This is a genomic window from Baaleninema sp., from assembly GCF_049974805.1.
Classification (GTDB): Bacteria; Cyanobacteriota; Cyanobacteriia; order Cyanobacteriales; family Geitlerinemataceae; genus Baaleninema.
On record NZ_JBNGCO010000002.1, the window covers coordinates 89,670 to 111,077 of the forward strand.

The 21,408-nt window shown below is 52.1% G+C and carries 14 protein-coding genes; 9 read left to right on the plus strand and 5 right to left on the minus strand.

Annotated features, from left to right (window positions below; genetic code table 11):
* The first annotated feature begins 360 nt into the window (after positions 1–360).
* The 4 genes from ACP5D4_RS00940 (at position 361) to ACP5D4_RS00955 (ending at position 6,691) form a co-directional block, all read left to right on the plus strand.
* Positions 361–1,911, plus strand: a complete 1,551-nt coding sequence (locus ACP5D4_RS00940) for an efflux RND transporter periplasmic adaptor subunit (protein ID WP_428009736.1) — start codon at positions 361–363, stop codon at positions 1,909–1,911.
* Positions 1,912–2,189: 278 nt separating this feature from the next.
* Entirely contained in the window at positions 2,190–2,525 is a 336-nt protein-coding gene (psb28, locus tag ACP5D4_RS00945) for a photosystem II reaction center protein Psb28 (protein ID WP_428009737.1), read from the plus strand.
* Positions 2,526–2,898: 373 nt separating this feature from the next.
* Positions 2,899–5,715 carry an ATP-binding protein gene (locus tag ACP5D4_RS00950; RefSeq protein ID WP_428009738.1) on the plus strand — a complete coding sequence of 939 codons (2,817 nt, stop codon included), beginning with the start codon at positions 2,899–2,901 and terminating at the stop codon, positions 5,713–5,715.
* Positions 5,716–5,764: 49 nt separating this feature from the next.
* Complete coding sequence (locus tag ACP5D4_RS00955) at positions 5,765–6,691, plus strand: diguanylate cyclase (protein WP_428009739.1); 927 nt, start codon at positions 5,765–5,767, stop codon at positions 6,689–6,691.
* Positions 6,692–7,395: 704 nt separating this feature from the next.
* Here ACP5D4_RS00955 and ctpB read toward each other — a convergent pair.
* Positions 7,396–8,679: a carboxyl-terminal processing protease CtpB gene (gene ctpB, locus ACP5D4_RS00960; protein WP_428009740.1), complete on the minus strand. Its 1,284-nt coding sequence runs from the start codon at positions 8,677–8,679 to the stop codon at positions 7,396–7,398.
* Between the two features lie 384 nt (positions 8,680–9,063).
* On the opposite strand from ctpB, the gene ACP5D4_RS00965 reads away from it, so the two are divergent.
* Positions 9,064–9,840, plus strand: coding sequence for a hypothetical protein (locus ACP5D4_RS00965; protein ID WP_428009741.1), 777 nt, complete (start codon positions 9,064–9,066; stop codon positions 9,838–9,840).
* Positions 9,841–9,863: 23 nt separating this feature from the next.
* On the plus strand, positions 9,864–10,541 hold the full coding sequence (locus ACP5D4_RS00970; protein WP_428009742.1) for a YdcF family protein: 678 nt from the start codon (positions 9,864–9,866) through the stop codon (positions 10,539–10,541).
* A gap of 120 nt (positions 10,542–10,661) precedes the next feature.
* Here ACP5D4_RS00970 and psaB read toward each other — a convergent pair whose 3' ends face one another.
* Complete coding sequence (psaB, locus tag ACP5D4_RS00975; protein ID WP_428009743.1) at positions 10,662–12,893, minus strand: photosystem I core protein PsaB; 2,232 nt, start codon at positions 12,891–12,893, stop codon at positions 10,662–10,664.
* 28 nt (positions 12,894–12,921) lie between these two features.
* The gene (gene psaA, locus ACP5D4_RS00980; RefSeq protein ID WP_428009744.1) at positions 12,922–15,177 is read right to left on the minus strand and encodes a photosystem I core protein PsaA; all 2,256 of its coding nucleotides are present in this window, start codon (positions 15,175–15,177) and stop codon (positions 12,922–12,924) included.
* Positions 15,178–15,765: 588 nt separating this feature from the next.
* On the opposite strand from psaA, the gene ACP5D4_RS00985 reads away from it, so the two are divergent.
* The 3 genes from ACP5D4_RS00985 to sbcD are packed head-to-tail and all read left to right on the plus strand — an operon-like array spanning position 15,766 to position 19,128.
* The gene (locus tag ACP5D4_RS00985; RefSeq protein ID WP_428009745.1) at positions 15,766–17,214 is read left to right on the plus strand and encodes a hypothetical protein; all 1,449 of its coding nucleotides are present in this window, start codon (positions 15,766–15,768) and stop codon (positions 17,212–17,214) included.
* A gap of 3 nt (positions 17,215–17,217) precedes the next feature.
* Positions 17,218–17,838, plus strand: a complete 621-nt coding sequence (locus ACP5D4_RS00990; protein ID WP_428009746.1) for a hypothetical protein — start codon at positions 17,218–17,220, stop codon at positions 17,836–17,838.
* A gap of 51 nt (positions 17,839–17,889) precedes the next feature.
* Positions 17,890–19,128: an exonuclease subunit SbcD gene (sbcD, locus tag ACP5D4_RS00995; protein ID WP_428009747.1), complete on the plus strand. Its 1,239-nt coding sequence runs from the start codon at positions 17,890–17,892 to the stop codon at positions 19,126–19,128.
* Positions 19,129–19,185: 57 nt separating this feature from the next.
* Here sbcD and ACP5D4_RS01000 read toward each other — a convergent pair whose 3' ends face one another.
* Together ACP5D4_RS01000 and ACP5D4_RS01005 are read right to left on the minus strand one after the other, a co-directional pair.
* The gene (locus ACP5D4_RS01000) at positions 19,186–21,111 is read right to left on the minus strand and encodes a hypothetical protein (protein WP_428009748.1); all 1,926 of its coding nucleotides are present in this window, start codon (positions 21,109–21,111) and stop codon (positions 19,186–19,188) included.
* Positions 21,098–21,400 carry a zinc ribbon domain-containing protein gene (locus ACP5D4_RS01005; protein WP_428009751.1) on the minus strand — a complete coding sequence of 101 codons (303 nt, stop codon included), beginning with the start codon at positions 21,398–21,400 and terminating at the stop codon, positions 21,098–21,100. Before ACP5D4_RS01005 ends, ACP5D4_RS01000 begins: the two co-directional genes overlap by 14 nt.
* Between the last annotated feature and the right edge of the window lie 8 nt (positions 21,401–21,408).

Here is a 21,408-nt window from a genome sequence, read left to right on the forward strand (position 1 = left end):
AACTTAAAAAATCAGTATATTTTTAAGACAAGGAAACGCTATCGTTTTGGACGTAAATTTTAAAAGTTTCCAGCCAAAAACTATCCGTTAGACAAGAATTAAACTCAACGAGATCGCCGTCTTGGCCGCAAGGTTGCCCCGTTCGGAAAACCCGTCTCCTTCGCGGGTTTTTGCCCTTGGAGATGGCGAGATGCCTTATCTACAATGGAATAGAAAACGATAGCACGTCGAACTCAGCCAGTTGAAAAACTGACACATCCCTCCCACTCGCCTTACCAGTTTTCGCTCGAAACCCTCTCTTTGAGAATTTGGTATACCAAGATCGAGAAGGTCTATTTCGTTGAATTGGTTCGTCCACAGATGTCCGGTATATTTATGCAGCTTCCGATCGTTGGAAAACTCAACAATCCTACCCCTTGGATCGCCGGACTCGTCACTGCGGGCGTTCTCGGTGTCGGTACAGTCGCCATCGTCTCGCGGCGAAACCCCACCGCTCAAATCGAAAATCTCACAGAACTCACGGTTCCCGTAGAAGCCGCCGACGTGACGGTACAAATTGAAGCCACCGGAGAAGTACAACCGGAACAGCGCGTCAACCTCAGCCCGAAAGTACAAGGGCGCCTCGAACGTCTGTTCGTCGAACAGGGCGATCGCGTTTCTCGAGGAGAAGTCGTCGCCCAAATGGAAAGCCAGGAAGTCGCCGCACAACTGGCGCAAGCCCAAGCCCGACTCGATCGCGCCCGGGCGAACTTAGCGGAATTGGAAAACGGCGCCCGCCCCGAAGAGATCGATCGCGCCCGGGCGGGGGTGCGTCAAGCGCGATCGCAGTTACAGCGATCGCAAGCACAACTGGCGGAACTTCGCGCCGGAAGTCGCCGCGAAGACATCGCCGAAGCTGAAGCCGCCGTCGAACGCGCCGACGCCGCTGTTGCGGAAGTCGAATCGCGCCTGGCGTTGGCTCAACAAGACGTGCGCCGCAACCAACAACTGTATCGAGACGGCGCGATTTCTCGACAGGATCTCGATCGCGCTATCGACGAAGAACGCCGCGCCCGCGCCAGTTTGCAACAGGTTCGCGCCTCCGCCCAAGAAGCCCGACGGCGATTAGAACGGTTGCGAAACGGCGCCCGAACCGAAGAGATCGATCGCGCCGAAGCCGAAGTCACCTCCGCCAGAGCCTCCCTCGAAGAAGCCCAAAGCCGCCTCGACGAATTACTTAACGGAACTCGCCCCGAAGACATCGCCGCCGCCCAAGCTGATGTCATGGAAGCCGAAGCCCAAGTGCAATATTACGAAGTGCAGTTGGAAGACACGCGAGTTCGAGCACCCTTTCCGGGGATTATCGCCCAACGCTACGCCGACGAAGGCGCCTTCGTCACCCCAGCCACCTCCGCCTCTAACGTGAGTTCCGCTACTTCCACCTCCATCGTCGCCTTAGCCAAGGGGTTGGAAGTCTTGGCGAAGGTTCCCGAAGCGGATATCAGCCAAGTCTACACCGGCCAGTCCGTGGAAATCGTCGCCGACGCTTATCCAGACGAGGTATTTGAAGGACGAGTTAAGATTATTGCCCCGGAAGCCATCGAAGAACGAGACGTGACGCTATTTCAGGTGCGTTTGGACGTTCTCACGGGCGAAGACCAACTGCGATCGGGGATGAACGTGGATTTGACCTTTCTCGGCGATCGACTCTCCGACGCCTTAGTGTTACCCATTCGCGCCATCGTCACCCGTCGCGGCGAAACTGGGGTGTTGGTTCCCGAGGAGGGCGATCGCGCCGAATTTCAACCCGTCACCATCGGACCCACCCTCGGCGATCGCGTACAAATTCTCGACGGCGTTCGAGCCGGCGATCGCGTCTTCGTCGAACTCCCCGAAGGTCAAGAACTCGACGATATTCTAGAGGGATCGTAGAGAATTTGCCCTTGGGTTGCCGTTAACGATGCGATAATTCCAGAAACAGCAGATTACTCAAGTCCTTCCTCGCCACCTTTCAACGACCTATCGTCAAGGCCGCCGACTGTGTTAACTTGAAGTTTGCGGGAGTTACGCCGTCGCAGGAGATTGCAGGTCGATCGATCGCACAATTGCATTATCCATAAACGGCTCGATCGAACCGTTGCAGTTGACGATCGATCTCGATGTTATAGCCCGATTGCGTTCTTCCTCACAGAGTTGTTTATGGTGGCTTTATGGCTCATATCGAGTTTGCAAGAGGTGTTAAAGAAGAAATCGTTCCCGACGTGCGTTTGACGCGATCGAAAGACGGAACCAACGGACGCGCGATTTTTTATTTTGAAAAACCCAACGCCCTCGAACAAGATTTCGCAGAAGAAATCACGGGGATGTATATGATCGACGAAGAAGGCGAACTGGTGACGAGAGAAGTTAAAGGAAAGTTCGTCAACGGTCAACCCGAAGCCCTCGAAGCTATTTTGGCGATCAAGTCTGTAGCGGAATGGGATCGCTTCATGCGCTTTATGGAACGTTACGCCCAGGAAAACGGATTGGGCTTTACAAAAGCGTAAGCCCCCTTTCCGCGAACGGAGTAGTCTCGAGACTACTCCGTTTCAAACACAGCTAAAAATCCTGAAACCTTTATTTCAGTGCGCCTTTACCGTTTCCCAGTTTCCTTTTTACCCGCCGGCGATCGCACAACCTATTTGATATTGCCAGACCATCCATCCGAAACCAGCTCCTTTTGGGAAAACTTGATTTATTTAAACGTTGTTTCTTGTTTGAGATAGGTATTAAAGAAGCCAGAATTTTACTATATCATAAAATTCCCACTCAAAAAATCCATTCAGTCGATTAAATTTTAGTCAAAAAGTCAACTTAAAACGAAACCACAGGGGCGAACGACCGTTCGCCTCTATAGGCGATTGACTCCGCAACACTAAAATGGCTGACACGAAACCCGACAAACGGTCAATCTTTCCTAAACTGTCGATTTGCACAGTATTAGTCATTCCCTTCCTGTTGCAACTCCTCGGAAGCGTTGGCTTAGTCGGTTATTTATCCTATCGCAGTGGCAAGCAGGCGGTCGAAAACCTCTCAGATAGCTTGATGACCGAAGTAGCTGCGCGAGTAACCTTATATATTCAACAAGAGCTTCAGGTCGCCATCGAAATTAATAAACTGAACCTTGAAGCCGTTCGCCGTGAAGAAATTCCTTTAAACAATCAAGAGAAAATCAAACAACTCCTCTGGAGACGCCTGAAGCAATTTGAAACCATAAGTTCCGTTCTCTTGGGTTTACCAGATGGAACGTTTCAAGTCGTTCACCGCTTGAGTCTAACAGGATATTCGCAATATCCAGATGGAGACTACATTCAATATTCCTATAACGATCCGAACCTCATCGATCGCTTGATTATCACCTTTTTGGACGAAGAAGGCCATCCCAGCGAAGAGGTATTTTCGATCGAAAAATTCCCCGTTCGAGAGCGTCCGTGGTATCGCGGTGCAGTGCGCGATCGAACCCTCGGTTGGACGAACCCCTTTCAAATTGGAAAAACCCCAACATTAGGCGTGAGTAACTACGCCCCATTTTTCGATGAAGAAGGCAAGTTACAGGGCGTTTTGGCCGTCAACGTAGACTTGACACTACTACAGGATTTTTTGCAATCTCTAAACATTTGCGAAGGTTGTCGAATTGTTCTAATTGACGAAGCCGGAAAACTTATCGCAAACTCAGTTGACGAGCCGCTATTTCTCCTTCCTGAATACACAAAGGGCGACATCGAAAACTATTATGGAACGTTCCAGCGGTTGAAACCGAGCCAAAGCCGCGATTCAGTCATCGCATTTGCAAGCCATCACTGGCAAAACCTCCCTCCAGATAACAATCGATCGGGACGCTTGCAATTCAGCCTAAATCACCAAAAATACTGGATGCGAACAATTCCCTTAAAATCCTCAAATCCTGAAATCCCCAGCCCCAACTGGACGATTGTGATTATCGTCCCTAAAATCGCCTTTATGGGAGAAATGTATAGGAACATAAGAATCACTATTGCCCTATGTCTTTTAGCTTTAATTATCGCCACAACTTTAGGTATCTTGACCGCACGTTGGCTTACCCGTCCGATTTCAAAATTAAACCAAGCCGCCAAAAATATGAGTCAAGGACAATGGGAACAAAATCAAACCGTAGATATCGATCGAACCGATGAAGTCGGAGAATTGGCTCAATCTTTCAATCGCATGGCTAACGATTTGCAAACCCTATTTAGCACCTTAGAACAACGAGTTGAAGAGCGAACCGCCGAATTGTTAATTGCTAAAGAAAAAGCCGAAGTTGCTAATCAAGCCAAAAGTACGTTTTTGTCCAATATGAGCCACGAACTTCGCACTCCTCTCAACGGCATTCTCGGTTACGCACAAATCCTCAAACACAAACCCGACCTAGACAGGACTCAAAAAGATGGTTTAAACATTATTTATCACAGCGGACAGCATTTATTAACCCTCATCAACGATGTTCTCGACCTAGCCAAAATTGAAGCCGGCAAAATCGAACTTTATCCCCAAGATGTCAATTTTCCAGAGTTTCTCAACAACCTCGTGGGTGTCATGAGAATAGCCGCCCATCAAAAAGATATTCAATTAGTCTTTGAAAAAGAAAAAGGATTGCCTCTTGGCGTTGAAGTCGATGAAAAACGCCTGCGTCAAGTTTTACTCAATCTGTTAAGCAATGCTGTGAAGTTTACACCCCATGGAACTGTTACCCTAAAAGTTAAAAATATCGACCGCCAAACCAAAAGCGATCGTCAATATTTAAAACTTCGCTTTGAAATCACAGATACCGGAGTTGGCATTCCTCCCGAAGAAATCGATACAATTTTCAAACCCTTCGAGCAGGTGGGCGAGGCCAACCAACGAGCCGAAGGAACGGGGTTAGGATTGACGATTACTCGACAACTCGTCAACCTTATGGGAGGAGAAATTGAGGTTCAAAGCGAACTCGGAAAAGGTTCGACCTTTTGCTTTGAAATTACCTTACCTGCCGCATTATGCAAAACCACGAATCCCACCGCACAACTCGACCTTCATCAAATCGTCGGTTATCAAGGAAAACGCCGTAAAATTTTAGTAGTAGACGATCGCATAGAAAATCGCATGGTTTTACTCGATCTGCTCGACCCCCTTGGCTTTGAAATTATCTTAGCTAAAGACGGAAAAGAAGGTCTAGAAAAAGTAAAATCTATGCCTCCCGATTTTGTTTTGACCGATTTAGTTATGCCTGTAATCAATGGCTTTGAAATGGTAAAAACAATTCGCGAAATCCCAGAATTAAAAAACGTACCGATCGGCGTAGTGTCCGCGAGCGTTTTTGAACTCGATCGAGAAAAAACGTTAAATCTAGGATGTCAAGCCTTTTTGTCTAAACCCATCGATTCCGAACAATTGCTTTCAGTTCTAGAAGACGCTTTAAATCTCGAGTGGGTTTACGCAACAACAGAACCCGAACGAGATATATCGGAATCCTTCGAGGCCATTTATACTGAATCTATCGTTCCACCTCCCCAAGCCGAATTAAAAGCCCTTTATGAATTAACCATGTTTGGAGATATGGAGAGAGTACAAGCCAAAGTTAATGAAATAGAACAGATCGATCGTCAGTATGGTGCTTTTGTTCGGACGGTTCGAAAATACGCTCTCAAATTAGAAGACGAGCCAATTTTAGACTTGTTGAATGAATATATCGATCGATGATGCTATCATAGATAACCGGCGCAGTGCCAAGGCATTCAGGGATTGTATCATGGAAAACGATAAAGAAAATGATATCGTATTAGTCGTTGATGACGATAGCACGAATATCAAAGTTATCATTGATGCCTTAAAACAAGAAGGTTTTACTATTATTTCTGCCCGCAACGGGGAAATGGGAATTAAGCGAGCTATGTTTTCCAAGCCCGACCTAATTTTATTAGATGTAATGATGCCTGATATGAATGGGTTTGAAACTTGTTACCGCTTGAAATCAGAACCCTCGACTCGCAACATTCCCATTCTCTTCATGACAGCCTTGAACGATGAAGATAGTAAAGTGAAAGGCTTTAATTCTGGAGGGGTCGATTATATCACCAAACCCGTCGGACATCGAGAATTATTAGCCCGAGTAAAAACTCACCTCAGCCTGAAGCGAAAACAAGAACTGTTAGAACGTCTTGTGGCAATTGACGGATTAACCGAAATTCCCAACCGTCGCCAGTTTGATACCGTTATAGAGAAAGAATGGAGGCGAGCGCAACGTGCGACAGAATCCCTGTCGTTAATCCTAATCGATATCGATTATTTTAAAAAATTTAACGATTATTACGGTCACGTCTCGGGGGATGAATGTCTGAGGCGAGTGGCTCAAACTTTGGCTCGTTCGGTGAAACGCGCCTCAGATTTTGTAGCGCGATACGGAGGCGAAGAATTCACCGCCATACTCCCCAACACATCGAGATATCCCGCTGTGAATATTGCCGAGCGAATGCGAAAAAATGTTGAGTCGTTACAAATTTCCCATGCGGTTTCGCCGGTGTCCGATTTTGTGACTTTAAGCTTGGGCGTCGCCACGGTGATTCCCCGTCACGATATCTCTCCCAACCATTTAATTGAGCTGGCTGATAATGCTTTGTATGAAGCGAAAGACAGCGGACGCAATCAGGTAAAATATGCCATAGATGGCGATGAGTAATCCATAGAGCCATTGTTTCCGTAAATTCGACTCTCAAAAATTTTTCCGGTTTAGTTTTTAATAGGATTGACCCACTCGTAACTCAAGAAACCTGATTTTTCGTTCCGGCTTTTGCACTGAAATAACGGAATTTTGTTAAAAACCCGAGGGTGCATCTCACTTTTGTAAAAATATGCGTTTGCGGTAGGTTGGGTGGAGCGATAGCGAAACCCAACAAAAGCTCAATTCAGTGCAGAGACAGTGCAGAGACTCCGATCTGATAAATTTACATTTTTGAGATGCACCCAAAACCCGATTTCTCTGTAAGTCCTGGTAAAGTTTAGTTTTAAGGTTGTTCGATCGAGTCTCTAATTTGTTTCATATCGAATCCACGTCTCAAATTATCATTTGAAATGACCGGGGGTTCAGGCTTACCAAAACACAGTTGGGACATCGGATCGAAGAGAATTCGCGTATACAATCGCCTCGAGACGATATCATACGGAATCCGAATTTCAAATACTGGTTTTGCCTAACCTGACAATCCCAACCCTTCTTGAAACCCAGCTTGTCGAAAACGGATTCCGTATAAACAGGAAAAAGCCCCCGCCACCGAACAACGCAACACCTTTGAGGGCGAGGGCAAAACTCAAACATTAAATTTTGTTGATTAGACTTGACAAAATCAAATTTGAGCCTAAATCAATTTTCTACCTCAATTGTAATTAATGATTCGAGGCGATGGGAACTTGCGTTTGCAGCAAGTCGATCGCCCGAGCGTAACAGGGATCGGAATGAGTGCCGAGCAACTCGGGATCGACGCTCAGCAGCAATTCTTGCTCTCCCGTCATGTCAACTCGAAGATCGGGGGAGATGCCGCGATGGCTGATATCCGTCCCCTGGGGCGTGTAGTAGTGGGCTACAGTAACGGCGAGTCCTGACCCGTCAGAGAGGGAATTAACCGATTGCACCAGGGCTTTACCAAACGTCTGAGTGCCGATGACGGTGGCGCGACCGTTATCCTGCAACGCCCCGGCTAGAATTTCGCTGGCACTGGCGGAATGACCGTCCACGAGAACCGCCAGCGGGCGTTCCGTCAACGCGGTACGAGTCGCTTCGATATTTTCGCGGTTGCCGTAGCGATCGACCGTCTGCACGATCGAGCCGCGATCGAGCCACATCCGGGCAATTTGCACGCTCACGTCGAGGAGTCCGCCGGGATTGCCTCGCAAATCGAGAACGAAGGCATCCACGTTCTCCGCTTTCAGATCCTCGATCGCCCGATACATTTGTTCGTGAGCGTGAGAACTAAACTCGCTCAGACGGATGTAACCGATGCGAGTGTCCCCTTCCAAACGAAGCGTATGGGTCACAGCCGGGAGTTCGATGCGACTGCGCACCAGCGTCAGATCGAATTGCCGCCCGTTGCGGGAGATGCTGAGGGTGACAGGAGTTCCCACCGCCCCGCGAATCAGTTCCGCCGCGCGATCGACCGTCATCTCGCTGGTCGTGTCGCCGTCGATGGCAATAATACGATCCCCCGGACGCAGCCCTTCCCGACTGGCAGGAGAGTTCGGCAGGGGTTCGATGACCGTCAGAGTCCCCTCGCGATCGTTGCGTTCGAGACGCAATCCCACCCCGGACAGTTCGCCCGAGGTTTGGTTGTTGAGCGCCTCGAATTCTTCAGGATCGAGAAAGCGCGTATAGGGATCGTCGAGTCGCGACAACGCCCGACGCAACGCCGCGTAAGCCTGTTCGCGAGAAGTATACTCGCGAGCGAGCAAATCTTGGCGAACGGCGTGCCAATCGTTTTGATTGAACTCGCCATCGACGTAATCGCGGTTGACGATTTGCCAAGCTTCGTCGAGGACGGCTTTCGGACTGGTTTCGAGGGCCGCGTAACTGCTGCGGCTCCAGGTGGGACTGAGAAGAGACAGGGTGGTGGTGACGATCGCGCCGCCGATCGCGGCAGCTTTATTCCAAGAAGACAGGTCTGATAGGCGGTTCATGCAGGATCGCGTGGAGTAACGGGGTCTACAAATCGGTCAAACCGAACGAGCGCGAGTAGAGCTATCTTGACCTACAGGGTAAGTGCGTCAAATTCCCGAATCTCAGAAGGGGGAATTGGCGCGAATCCACTGTCACCTGAGTTCGAGGGCAGTTGTCGGAGGTTCGACAACTCCTTCGAGGGTGCCGATTTCCCACTCGAGGAAACGATAGGCGTCGGCACAACCGAGGGATCGATGCAATCGCGAACGTAGGCTCTCGAAAGAAAAATTTTTCTAGAGTATTTCGGCTCTCTTGTTCAATGTATCAATTCTGTAGCGGTTCGCCCAGTGTCCTCGATCGCAATCTCGCGATCTATTCTGGAAGAAGTGCTTTGGTGTTCGGTCATGAAACAAGGTCAGCAGCAATTTCGGTTTCCCATCGAGCTGGTCGTTGCGGGGGTTGCTGCCGCTGGAGCGATCGCTATGCAGTGGACTCGTCTCGATGGCGTTTCGAGTCGGGATATCGATCCGGTACGAGCGGAACGACAGGCGGAGATTCACTTGGAACTACTCGATCGATCGCCAACTTTGGGATTCGACAATCTCGTAGCGGATTGGGTATTTTTACGATATTTACAATATTTCGGCGACGAGAAAGCCCGACAACAAACGGGATGCAATTTGAGCGATCGCTATTTCGAGATCGTCACGAAACGCGATCCCCGGTTTTTGATACCGTATATTTTTATTCCGTCAGGGGTCTCTTACTGTCAAGGTCAACCCGAAAAAACTGTCGAACTCCTCGATCGAGGAATCGACGCTATATCGCCAGAAATTCACGACAACGCCTTTATCGTGCCGTTACTACAGGGGTTAGATCGGTTTTTGTTGTTAAGCGATATTGACGGGGCGATCGAGTCTTACAAACTTGCTGCTGAATGGGCGAAAGAGGCAGGTTCCTCCTCCTCAGCGGAACGGTTCGGGCAAATGGCACAATACTTACAGGACAACCCCGATAGCGTCCAAGCTCTCTTTGTCGGATGGCAAGAAGTCTACAAGAACGCCGTTGACGATCGCGTGCGCCAGCGTGCGATAACGGAATTGGAAAACTTGGGAGCGCGTGTCGAACAACAACCCAACGGGGACATTCGCTTCGTCCCACCGCCCTCTCTAAGAAACTAAGCCTTTAACCATACCTCATTTGGATGTCTTTGCCCTATCTCGATCGATCGCGTCGATGCTGGTTGTTTGCTGTCGGCCTGGGATTGTTGTTGGCGTTACTCCTCGTCGTCGGGAAAGGATTTATCCGAGCCTACCAACAGGCCAAGTCTCCCGTCGATGCGGTATTCGTTCTCGGCGGCAGTATTAAACGAGAACTCTATATTTCACGATACGCGCGATCGCACCCCGAAATGCCGATATTAATTTCCTCCGGCTCGAAACCGCCCTGTATTTATCTCATTTTCCAACGAGACAACGCCCCGATGGATAATGTCTGGTTAGAAAACTGCGCGCGATCGACCTTCGGCAATTTTTACTACGGCGTCCCGATATTAAAACGATGGGGGGTTGGCAAAGTCAGCCTCGTGACCTCTGCCAGTCACTTACCGCGATCGCTTTGGCTGGCGCAAATCCTCCTCGGCGCCCACGGAATCTGGGTCGAACCCGATATCGTCCCCGAAATCGGCGTTCCCGGCAATACGGAATTATTTATAAAAACAATTTTAGACGTAACGCGCAGTCTACTTTGGGCAGTCATCAGTCAAATCTATACCCCTTCCTGCCAACAAGAAACCCCCCTCACTGACATCAATATCGAAGCCTGGCAAGTTAGGGGCTTTCACTGCGAACACCAAGCCCAAATCGAAAGCGACAGCAATTAGAAATAAAGTGACGTACTCCCAACTGAAACACTGCTAACTGTTCGCTGTTCGCTTAAAAAACCCCCTCGCTCCCGAAGGAGCAAAGGGGGCTTTTTCAATCACCTAACGGAGGGGTTCAGATTAACCGAACTTACCAGCCGTCGAAGCAATCAGGAACGCAGCGTAGGTGAAGATGTAACCCACAGTGAAGTGAGCCAGACCCACGAGGCGAGCTTGCACGATGGACAGAGCCACCGGCTTGTCTTTCCAGCGAACCAGGTTCGCCAGAGGCGTGCGCTCGTGCGCCCACACCAGCGTTTCGATGAGTTCTTGCCAGTACCCACGCCAGGAGATGAGGAACATGAAGCCCGTTGCCCAAACCAGGTGAGCGAACAAGAACATCCAAGCCCAAACCGACAGGTTATTGACACCAAACGGGTTGTAACCGTTGATGAGCTGAGACGAGTTCAGCCACAGATAGTCGCGGAACCATCCCATCAAGTAGGTGGACGACTCGTTGAACTGAGCCACGTTACCTTGCCACACAGCCAGGTGTTTCCAGTGCCAGTAGAAGGTCAGCCAGCCCAGAGTGTTGAGCATCCAGAACATTGCCAGGTAGAAAGCATCCCAGGCGGAGATGTCGCAGGTACCGCCACGGCCGGGACCGTCGCAGGGGAAGCTGTAACCGAAGTCTTTTTTGTCCGGCATCAGCTTGGAACCGCGAGCATCTAAAGCACCTTTGACCAGAATCAAGGTCGTGGTGTGCAGACCCAGTGCGATCGCGTGGTGGACTAAGAAGTCTCCAGGGCCGATGGTCAGGAAGGGAGTACTCGCACCCGCGCTGTTGATGGCATCGAGCCAACCGGGCAGCCAAACGTTGCCGTTGTTGGGCCAAGCGGTGGTTGCAATGCTGTCGGCGTTGGAAAGCAGCACGTCGAAGCCGTAGAGGGCTTTACCGTGAGCCGCTTGAATCCATTGTGCGAATACGGGTTCGATGAGGATTTGCTTCTCGGGGGTGCCGAAAGCAACCACTACATCGTTGTGAACGTACAGACCCAGGGTGTGGAAGCCCAGGAACAGAGACACCCAGCTCAGGTGAGAGATCAGCGCCTCTTTGTGTTCCAGCATGCGAGCCAGAACGTTGTTTTTGTTAGCTTCGGGGTCGTAGTCACGGACGAAGAAGATCGCGCCGTGAGCGAACGCACCGACCATCAGGAAACCAGCGATGTACTGGTGGTGGGTGTACAGCGCCGCCATCGTCGTGTAGTCCTTCGCCATGAAAGCGTAGGGAGGCAGCGAGTACATATGTTGTGCGACCAAGGAGGTGATGACCCCCAGAGACGCCAGCGCCAGACCGAGCTGGAAGTGCAGAGAGTTGTTGATGGTGTCGTACAGACCTTTGTGTCCGGCACCGAGGGCTCCACCGAAAGGCGTACCTTGCGGGGGATTGTGAGCGCCCAGAATCTCTTTGATGCTGTGACCGATTCCGAAGTTCGTCCGGTACATGTGACCCGCCACGATGAAGATGACGGCGATCGCCAAGTGGTGGTGAGCCATGTCCGTGAGCCACAGGGACTCGGTCTGCGGGTGGAAGCCACCCAAGAAGGTCAAGATTGCGGTTCCCGCACCCTCAGACGTACCGAAAATGTGGTTCGCCGTGTCGGGGTTTTGGGCGTACACGCCCCAGTTTCCGGTGAAGAAGGGCGCTAAGCCCGCCGGGTGAGGCAGCGTCGTCAGGAAGTTATCCCAACCCACGTGTTGACCGCGAGATTCGGGAATTGCAACGTGTACCAGGTGACCGGTCCAAGCCAGAGAGCTGACACCGAACAGACCTGCCAGGTGGTGGTTCAGGCGAGATTCGGCGTTTTTGAACCAGGAAAGGCTGGGACGATATTTCGGTTGCAGGTGCAACCAACCTGCGAACAGCATCACGGCTGCTAACAGGAGTAAGAAGATCGACCCTTGATAGAGGTCGGCGTTCGTCCGCATGCCGATGGTGTACCACCAGTGATACACGCCCGAGTAGGCAATGTTCACGGGGTTGGACGCACCGGCTTGCGTGAAGGCGTCAACGGCACCTTGACCGAACTGGGGGTCCCAGATCGCGTGAGCGATGGGACGGACGTTGAGGGGATCTTTAATCCACTGCTCGAAGTTGCCTTGCCAAGCGACGTGGAACAGGTTGCCCGAGGTCCACAGAAAGATGATGGCGATGTGGCCGAAGTGGGAAGCGAAAATCTTTTGATAAAGATTTTCCTCCGTCATGCCATCGTGACTTTCAAAATCGTGAGCCGTGGCAATCCCATACCAGATCCGCCGTGTGGTCGGATCTTGCGCCAAATCTTGGCTAAACTTTGGGAATTTCGTTGCCATAAGTCCTACAAGGAGATGCGTTCCAGTATCATCCTACCGAAATGATCCGTGCCAGGAAGAACGCCCAAGTGGTGGCGATACCTCCTAACAGGTAGTGGGCGACGCCAACCGCGCGACCTTGAATGATGCTCAAAGCACGGGGTTGAATCGCAGGAGCGACTTTCAGTTTGTTGTGCGCCCAAACGATCGATTCGATCAGCTCTTGCCAGTAGCCGCGTCCGCTGAACAGGAACATCAGGCTGAAGGCCCACACGAAGTGAGCGCCCAGGAACATCAGACCGTATGCAGACAGGGCAGAACCGTAAGAACCGATGACTTGCGATGCTTGCGCCCACAGGAAGTCACGCAGCCATCCGTTAATGGTGATGGCACTTTGGGCGAAGTTGCCGTAGGTGATGTGAGATACCGAACCATCAGCAGCAACGGTACCCCAAACGTCCGACTGCATCTTCCAACTGAAGTGGAAAATCACAATCGAAAGGCTGTTGTACATCCAGAACAGACCCAGGAAGACGTGGTCCCAACCAGAAACTTGGCAGGTACCGCCGCGACCGGGACCGTCGCAGGGGAAGCGGAAGCCCAGCTCGGATTTGTCCGGAATCAGACGAGAGCTACGGGCGAACAGAACGCCTTTGAGCAGGATCAGCACCGTCACGTGAATCGTGAAGGCGTGGATGTGGTGAACCATGAAGTCCGCCGTACCCAAGGTGATGGGCATCATGGCGACTTTACCGCCGACGGCGACGACATCGCCTCCAAAGGCAGGACTCACGCTCGCTAAAGCGTTGGGAGCCGTGTTACCCGGCGCCAAGGTATGAAGGTGTTGAACCCACTGCGCGAAAATCGGTTGCAGTTGGATTCCCGTGTCGGAGAACATATCCTGGGGACGTCCGAAGGCACGCATGGTGTCGTTGTGGACGTACAGACCGAAGCTGTGGAAGCCCAGGAAAATACAGACCCAGTTGAGGTGAGAGATGATGGCATCCCGGTGGCGGATTACCCGATCGAGCAGGTTATCCACGTTTTTCGCCGGGTCGTAGTCGCGCACCATGAAGATGGCAGCGTGTGCGCCCGCACCCACGACGAGGAAGCCTCCAATCCACATATGGTGCGTGAACAGAGACAACTGAGTCGGGTAGTCCGTCGCAATGTACGGATACGGGGGCATCGCATACATGTGATGCGCCACGATGATGCTCAGCGATCCCATCATGGCGAGGTTGATCGCCAGTTGCGCGTGCCAAGAGGTGGTCAGAATCTCGTAGAGACCTTTGTGTCCTTCACCGGTGAAGGGGCCTTTGTGAGCTTCCAGCAGTTCTTTCATGCTGTGACCGATACCCCAGTTGGTGCGGTACATGTGTCCGGCAATGATGAACAGCACGGCGATCGCCAAGTGGTGGTGTGCCGTGTCGCTCAGCCAGAGACCGCCCGTTTGAGGGTTCAAGCCACCTTTGAAAGTCAGGAAGTCTGCGTATTCGCCCCAGTTCAGGGTGAAGAAGGGGGTCAGCCCTTTGGCAAAGCTGGGGTACAACTCGGCCATTTTGCTGCTATCGAGAATGAATTCGTGCGGCAGGGGAATGTCCTGCGGCGCCACGCCTGCATCCAGCAGCTTGTTGATGGGCAGCGAAACGTGGATTTGGTGACCGGCCCACGCCAGAGAACCCAATCCCAGCAGACCTGCCAGGTGGTGGTTCAGCATGGACTCCACGTTTTGGAACCACTCCAGCTTCGGAGCTTTTACGTGGTAGTGGAACCAACCCGCAAACAACATCAGTGCCGCCATGACTAAGGCACCGATGGCCGTGCAGTACAGTTGGAATTCGTTGGTAATCCCACTAGCCCGCCACAGTTGGAACAGACCAGAGGTGATTTGAATGCCGTGAAATCCACCGCCGACGTCGGCGTTCAGGATTTCTTGACCGAAAACCGGCCAGACGACTTGAGCGCTGGGCTTGATGCCCGTCGGATCGCTCAGCCAGGCTTCGTAGTTGGAAAAGCGAGCGCCGTGGAAGTACGCACCGCTCAGCCAGATGAAAATGACTGCCAGTTGACCGAAGTGCGCGCTGAAAATTTTGCGCGAAACTTCTTGTAAGTCACTGGTTTGACTGTCGAAATCATGAGCGTCAGCATGGAGGTTCCAAATCCAGGTGGTGGTTTTGGGACCTCGAGACAAAGTTCGATCGAAGTGTCCGGGTTTGCCCCACTTCTCGAAGGAAGTCGGAACCGGGTTCGTATCAACCGAAACCTTGACTTTTGCCTCCCGCTCCGGGGGACTAATCGTCATCGAGTCTCTCCTCTCTCTAGACCAGTAACGAGGACAGCAATATCCTCAGCTATCTTCACGGAAGATTCTCCCGTCTCTCTATAATTGGATACCGAAATGTTGGGATTTGTTAACCCCATGTTGAGTTTTTTATCTTTTACGTCGCTTGCAGTCAGCTTCATGTTAGAGAGACGGGGATTGCCTCGAGTCTAAACCTCTGTTTAGAGCCGATTTGAATCCCCTGAAGTCATAGCTAAGAATGTATGTTTGTGATTATAGGTCTTCTGTTGGAATAATTCAAACGAAAATTTTAATAAATTTCGGAAGTTTGACTAACGATGTCAGCCCCAAAAGTCAAGCTGAATTGCTAGATGTTTACAAAAATTAAATTGATTTAATAAAACGAAATAATAATCGAGAGAAGTCGATCTTCATCATTATATATAAGCGTATATATAATCGTTCCCCCCGAGTTAGCGTCCGATCGCAGTGGAGCCGGGGGCAGATTTCCCCAAACCTGCGACGGGACGGACATTTTCCGGTATAGTGTCTGACAAGTCCGTTCGGTCGATCTGACGGGTATTGTCGTGTTGAGGGAGCGTGTAAGGCGTGCAAAATCAAAGCCATCGCCGATCCGTTTGGAAAAGTCTGCTGGCGTTCCAACTCTCTATCCTGTTGGCGCTAGGTCTGGCCAGTTGCGGAGAACCGGAACTCGTGGTGGAAACGGGAACTCGCCCCAGAGCGACGTCTGAGGCAGTCGAGCGAACGCCGCAAGTGGCAGAAGTGTCGCCGCCGAAAAGCATCCAAAGACTGCGCCCGCTCCTCGATCGCTACCGTCCCCAAGTTTCTATCGAAAGCCCCCGTGCCGACAGTATCGTTGACGACGATACCGTCACCGTGCGCCTGAACGTACAAGATCTTCCGGTCTTCAAAAACGAAACCTTCGGCTTGGGACCCTACGTCCAACTGTTCCTCGACGACAAACCGGAACGAGCCGTTTACGACCTCGACACCCCCATCACCCTCGAGGGACTCTCGCCGGGAACCCATACTCTGAGAGCCTTCGCCGTGCGTCCCTGGCACGAAAGCTTCAAAAACGAAGGCGCTTACGCTCAAACGACCTTCCATATTTATACGAAAACGGGAACCCGCGCCCCCGAACCGGACGCGCCGCTGCTGACGTATAACCGCCCTCGCGGCACTTACGGCGCCGAACCGATTCTGCTCGACTTCTATTTAACGAACGCTCCCCTTCACATTGTCGCGCAAGAATCTGAGGAAGACGACATCGCCGATTGGCGGGTCAAAGCGACCGTCAACGGCTACAGTTTCGTCACCGATCGATGGCAACCTTTTTATCTAACCGGCTTCAAACGGGGTAAAAACTGGGTCAAACTCGAATTCATTGACGAAAAAGGCGATCCCGTTCAAAAAACATTTAATACAACTGCCGAACTAATTATTTACGATCCCGATCGTATCGATACGTTATCCAAATTAGTCACGGGAGAACTGTCGGCTGAAGACGCACTCGCGATTGTCGATCCGAACGTCGTCGTCGAACCCGAAAAACCGGAAATCGAAGAACCCGAACCGTTACGTCCGCCGACAGAACCCCTTCCCGAAATTATCGAACCCTCCCCCGAAGAACAGGAAAAACTGGAACTTCCTCCCAGTGCTGAAGACCTCGAACCCGAGGCTGAAAACGTGACGCCGACGGAGGAACCGAATCTCCCCGAACCCGCATCCGAAGCGGAATCCGAAGCGGAACCCGAGGTGGAAGAAGTTCCGACTGAAGCCGTTCCCGAAGTTCCCGAGGAGCAAGCTGAAACCGAATCGGAAACGATCGAAACTCCCGAACCCAGCGAAGCCGTTGAAGTTCCCTCAGAACCCAGCGAAGCCGTTGAAGTTCCCTCAGAACCCAGCGAATCGACTGCATCCGAAAACGACGCCGAAGTTCAAGAGACTCCCGAACCGCAAGCCGAACCCGAAACTTCAGAAGAGGTCGAAGCGTCAGAAGAACTCGAACCCCCGACTGCGGAAGAGTCTCCCGTCTAAACTGTGACCTGGTGTCTGCTGCGCTCGCGACGGCGAAACCGTCGCTTCTCTGAGCGAGCGTGGGTCGTTCTCGTCTCCATCGCTGTGATGTGGACGGCGCGAACCGCCCTCGATCGCGCTGACGCACAATCCTATATTTCCCCAACTTGTCCTGCGTCCCTGTGGCCGGTGTTCGCCAGCGATCGCCTGCGTCAGGTGTTGCTTCCCGATCGCGAACCCCTCAATCTGGAACTCCTGGAAGCGGAAAGCCTCGATCCCGAGATAGTGGTTCGTCGCGATACCATTTCTCAAACGGGATTGACCGAACCCAGTTTGTGGTGGGTGGCCGACCAGTTCGGCGGAAAACTCCTCGAAACCTGGTTGGCCTATCCCCAAAAACGTCGCATCGACCTCGTCGTCAACCGCCAATTGTGGAGTTTGCGCGATTATCTCGAACGGTACGAGTTCGTCAACCACATGGGACTGGTGGCGCGATCGCATCGGTACGACCTGCGGGTATTCGATCGACAACAACCCGATCTCGTCCTGGCCGCCTATACCTGTCTTTTTGACATCGAACCCGTTATCTGTACGGTAGATTTAGAACGTGGCAGTCAGTCGGGATTTCGAGGCTATCCCCCTTAATTTCCCGTCGCGCCACCGTCGTTATCTCGTTCTCGCTGTTTCGTTCTCGCAATGGTCAAACTCCTCCACCTGTCCGATATTCACCTCGGAAGTGGGTTTTCCCACGGACGCATGGACCCGGAAACCGGACTCAATACCCGCTTACAGGATTTCGTCTCGACCCTGAGTCGCTGTATCGATCGCGCCCTCGAAGAACCCGTCGATCTCGTGGTTTTCGGTGGCGATGCGTTTCCCGACGCTACGCCTCCCCCTTATGTGGCCGAAGCCTTCGCGCGTCAGTTTCGCCGCCTCGCGGAAGCGGAAATTCCCACGGTGTTACTGGTGGGAAATCACGATCAGTATTCGCAAGGCCAGGGAAGCGCCAGTTTGTGTATCTACCGCACTTTAGCTGTTCCTCGGTTTATCGTCGCCGATCGACTCCAAACCCACCGCATCGATACGCGCAACGGCCCGGTTCAGGTGGTGGCGTTACCCTGGATTACCCGGTCAACCTTGATGACGCGGCCTGAAACCGACGGTTTGTCTTTAGCGGAGGTGAACCAACTCCTGATCGATCGATTGCGAATCGCCCTCGAAGGGGAAATTCGCCAACTCGATCGATCGATTCCCACGGTATTCCTGGGACACTTGATGAGTGATAAAGCCAAATTCGGCGCCGAACGCTTTCTCGCTGTCAGTAAAGGTTTCACCGTTCCCCTGTCGCTGTTAATCCGTCCGGAATTCGATTACGTGGCGCTCGGTCACGTTCACAAACATCAAAACCTCAATCCTAACAACGATCCCCCCGTTATCTACCCCGGTAGCATCGAACGGGTGGATTTCAGTGAAGAGAAGGAAGATAAGGGATACGTCATCGCTGAGGTGGAACCGGGTTCCTGTCGCTGGGAGTTTTGTGCGCTTCCGGTGCGATCGTTCGTGACGGTTTCGGTGGATTTGTCGAAGTCGGACAATCCTCAAGAGACGCTGTTCGCCGCCATTGCGAAATACAACATCGACGATGCGGTGGTGCGCCTGCGGTACAAACTCCGCGCCGATCAGATCGATCGCATCGATTCCTCGGCGATCTACGATCGACTCAAAACCGCCCATACTTACACGATTCAACCGGAACTCGTCAGCCAGTTGAGTCGCCCTCGTATGGCCTCTTTCGACCACGGAAACAACGTCGATCCCATTGAAGCCTTAACCCTCTATCTCGACAGTCGCGAGGATCTCAAAGATATCCATTCCGACATCCTCGAAGCGGCGCAAACTCTCTTAGATGAAGACGAACAGATGGTTTTGGGTTAATCGCGCTGTGGGTTGACTGAATTTCGCCAACAACCGGGTTTCTCGCCGAATTCCTTACTAATCCGACGTTTCCCAAATCGGTTGACTGGGAGTCAGGCGGAGTTTCCACAAGCCAGAATCGGGAATTCGAACGGTCAACACGCCGCTCTCGAGGTCTTGGTTGACGTAGGGACTCTCGAATACGGGAACTTGGCCGAGATCGCGATCGCGTCCGTTGATGGTAGCCTCCGCAACGGGTCGATCGGGCGCATAACGCATCTCGAGGCGATCGCCCGCTAAACTGGTGTAGCCGATTTCGCCGTCAGAGACCCAGTTTTCGTCGGAAATTTCTGTTTTCCCTAACGCTTCGGTAAGGCGATCGAACGTCGGATAGTCTGTAACCCTGGCCGCGTCGGTAATCCAAGCGGTATTCGTTCCCTGCGCCACCAAGGCCAAATAGTTCTCGTCCCCGTCTACAACAGGATTTTCCACGGTTACAGTATCGCCCCAAGGTCGCACGCAGAGCCAAACGTTCTCGATGCGCCAAACGTACCAATCGCCGAAACGCTGTGGTTCGCCGTATTCTCGCGGAACGACAAGATGGGTGCGATCGGGAACGTTGGCTTGACGATCGCGCTCGTTGAGGCGTAACTGATAGAGTACCGTTCCCTTTTCTTGAACCTTGCGATCGCCGGGACTGCGCCCCGTGGCCATCGGGGTATGATAGGTTCCGCCCAAACTGACGACAGCGTTCGATCGACCCTCCACATCTCGCACCACCAGTTTGTACGTAGCGTATTGAGCGTTAATCGTTCCCCGCACCTGATACGATCGACCTGACGTTACCAAGGTTCCCAAGGTGTAATCTTCCGTGGCGTAGAAGGTTTCCCAAAATTGATTGTCTTCGCGATAGCTGTAATAGGCGGGGTGACTGGCTCGCAACTGAAACGGAAGCGGAACCCTTTTGAGGGCGATCGCTCTCAGTTCCGGAGGGGGACGATAACTGCTCGTCGCCGCCAGAATCGCTAAACGCGAGTGTTTGTCGCTCATTTGCGAGGCGATGCGATCGATCTCCTGCGGCTCGTCCGATCCCCACCACATCCAAGCGACCGCACCGATACCGCTATCGTACCAAGTGCCGCGATCGAAGCCGCGACTTTCCGCACCGCCAGCAGTTCCCCAACTCAACCGCAACGCCATATTCGTCGCCAACCAATCCAACCCCGCCTTCGCCCAGGTTCGCAGATGAGGCGTTGCGGCGAAATCGTAGAGATTCAACAACGCTCCGATGGTAAAGCCGTAATACGTCGAGGAGTGAAACTCCCCCTGTCCGATGGTGAAATATTTCCACACCTCCGATCGCAACCAAGCTTCGTTCGTCGCCAGGAGATGAGGCTTCGCCACCGGAAAGCCACTAGCGTCCATCAACGCCAACCCGGACAAATACTGCTGGGAAATGTGATTTTCCGTTCCCCCTTCTCCCCACTCCAACACTCGCGGACTCGATACCATCGTTTGATAGGCGTTTCGCACGTCCTCGGGAAGTTCGTCGCGAAACAGGAAGAAAATCCGCACGTCGTAGAGGCTGCGGAAATGGTACAAATCGGGGGCGTCTCGTTCCAGGTTGCGCCAAAAGTCCCAAATCGGGGTTCGCTGTTCCGGTGGCGTGAGGCTCAGTTGCGCTAACATTGGCGGAAGCAGGTATTTATGGGGATCGCCAATATCGCGCGATCGCCACCATTCATCCAGTTCCGCTAAATCTTCTTGCGCCAGTTGTCGCCGCACCGCCAAACTGCGTTCTCGAAATCCCCGTTCTCCTTCGGCGTCGAACCGTCGGTTCTCGAAACTGTCTTCTAGAAGAAAGACGTTAGAAACCCCAGAATCCGACGGTTGCGAGTCTACCGACGCCGTACATCCGGCTAAAACTAAGGCGATCGCGACGACTGAACCTCGCCATACTCTTGACGCGAACGTGACATACTCCCGACGCTCATGCTGACGCATAGAGCGCGGGCTTCTCAGTGACCCCTGGTATCCCATCGGGCGTTTCCTGAGCTTTATTGACGGGATGTCCCACCGCCAAATACTTGATGTTAATTGCCGCGTTGTGGTCACGGTCTAGCTCCAGTCCACAATGAGGGCAAGAATGCCATCTGTCTTGTATTCCCTTTGGAACTTTCTGTCCACAACCAGAGCAATTCTGGGTTGTACCGTTTGGATTCACAGCAATCGTCATCAATCCAGCATTTGGGCACTGGTCGTGTAAAGTGGGAGATATAATCTCCTCGAAAATTACCCATG

Coding starts and splice junctions, on each gene's coding strand:
- ACP5D4_RS00940 (WP_428009736.1), top strand. CDS start 361: ATGTCCGGTATATTTATGCAGCTTCCGATCGTTGGAAAACTCAACAAT.
- psb28 (WP_428009737.1), top strand. CDS start 2,190: ATGGCTCATATCGAGTTTGCAAGAGGTGTTAAAGAAGAAATCGTTCCC.
- ACP5D4_RS00950 (WP_428009738.1), top strand. CDS start 2,899: ATGGCTGACACGAAACCCGACAAACGGTCAATCTTTCCTAAACTGTCG.
- ACP5D4_RS00955 (WP_428009739.1), top strand. CDS start 5,765: ATGGAAAACGATAAAGAAAATGATATCGTATTAGTCGTTGATGACGAT.
- ctpB (WP_428009740.1), bottom strand. CDS start 8,679: ATGAACCGCCTATCAGACCTGTCTTCTTGGAATAAAGCTGCCGCGATC.
- ACP5D4_RS00965 (WP_428009741.1), top strand. CDS start 9,064: ATGAAACAAGGTCAGCAGCAATTTCGGTTTCCCATCGAGCTGGTCGTT.
- ACP5D4_RS00970 (WP_428009742.1), top strand. CDS start 9,864: ATGTCTTTGCCCTATCTCGATCGATCGCGTCGATGCTGGTTGTTTGCT.
- psaB (WP_428009743.1), bottom strand. CDS start 12,893: ATGGCAACGAAATTCCCAAAGTTTAGCCAAGATTTGGCGCAAGATCCG.
- psaA (WP_428009744.1), bottom strand. CDS start 15,177: ATGACGATTAGTCCCCCGGAGCGGGAGGCAAAAGTCAAGGTTTCGGTT.
- sbcD (WP_428009747.1), top strand. CDS start 17,890: ATGGTCAAACTCCTCCACCTGTCCGATATTCACCTCGGAAGTGGGTTT.
- ACP5D4_RS01000 (WP_428009748.1), bottom strand. CDS start 21,111: ATGCGTCAGCATGAGCGTCGGGAGTATGTCACGTTCGCGTCAAGAGTA.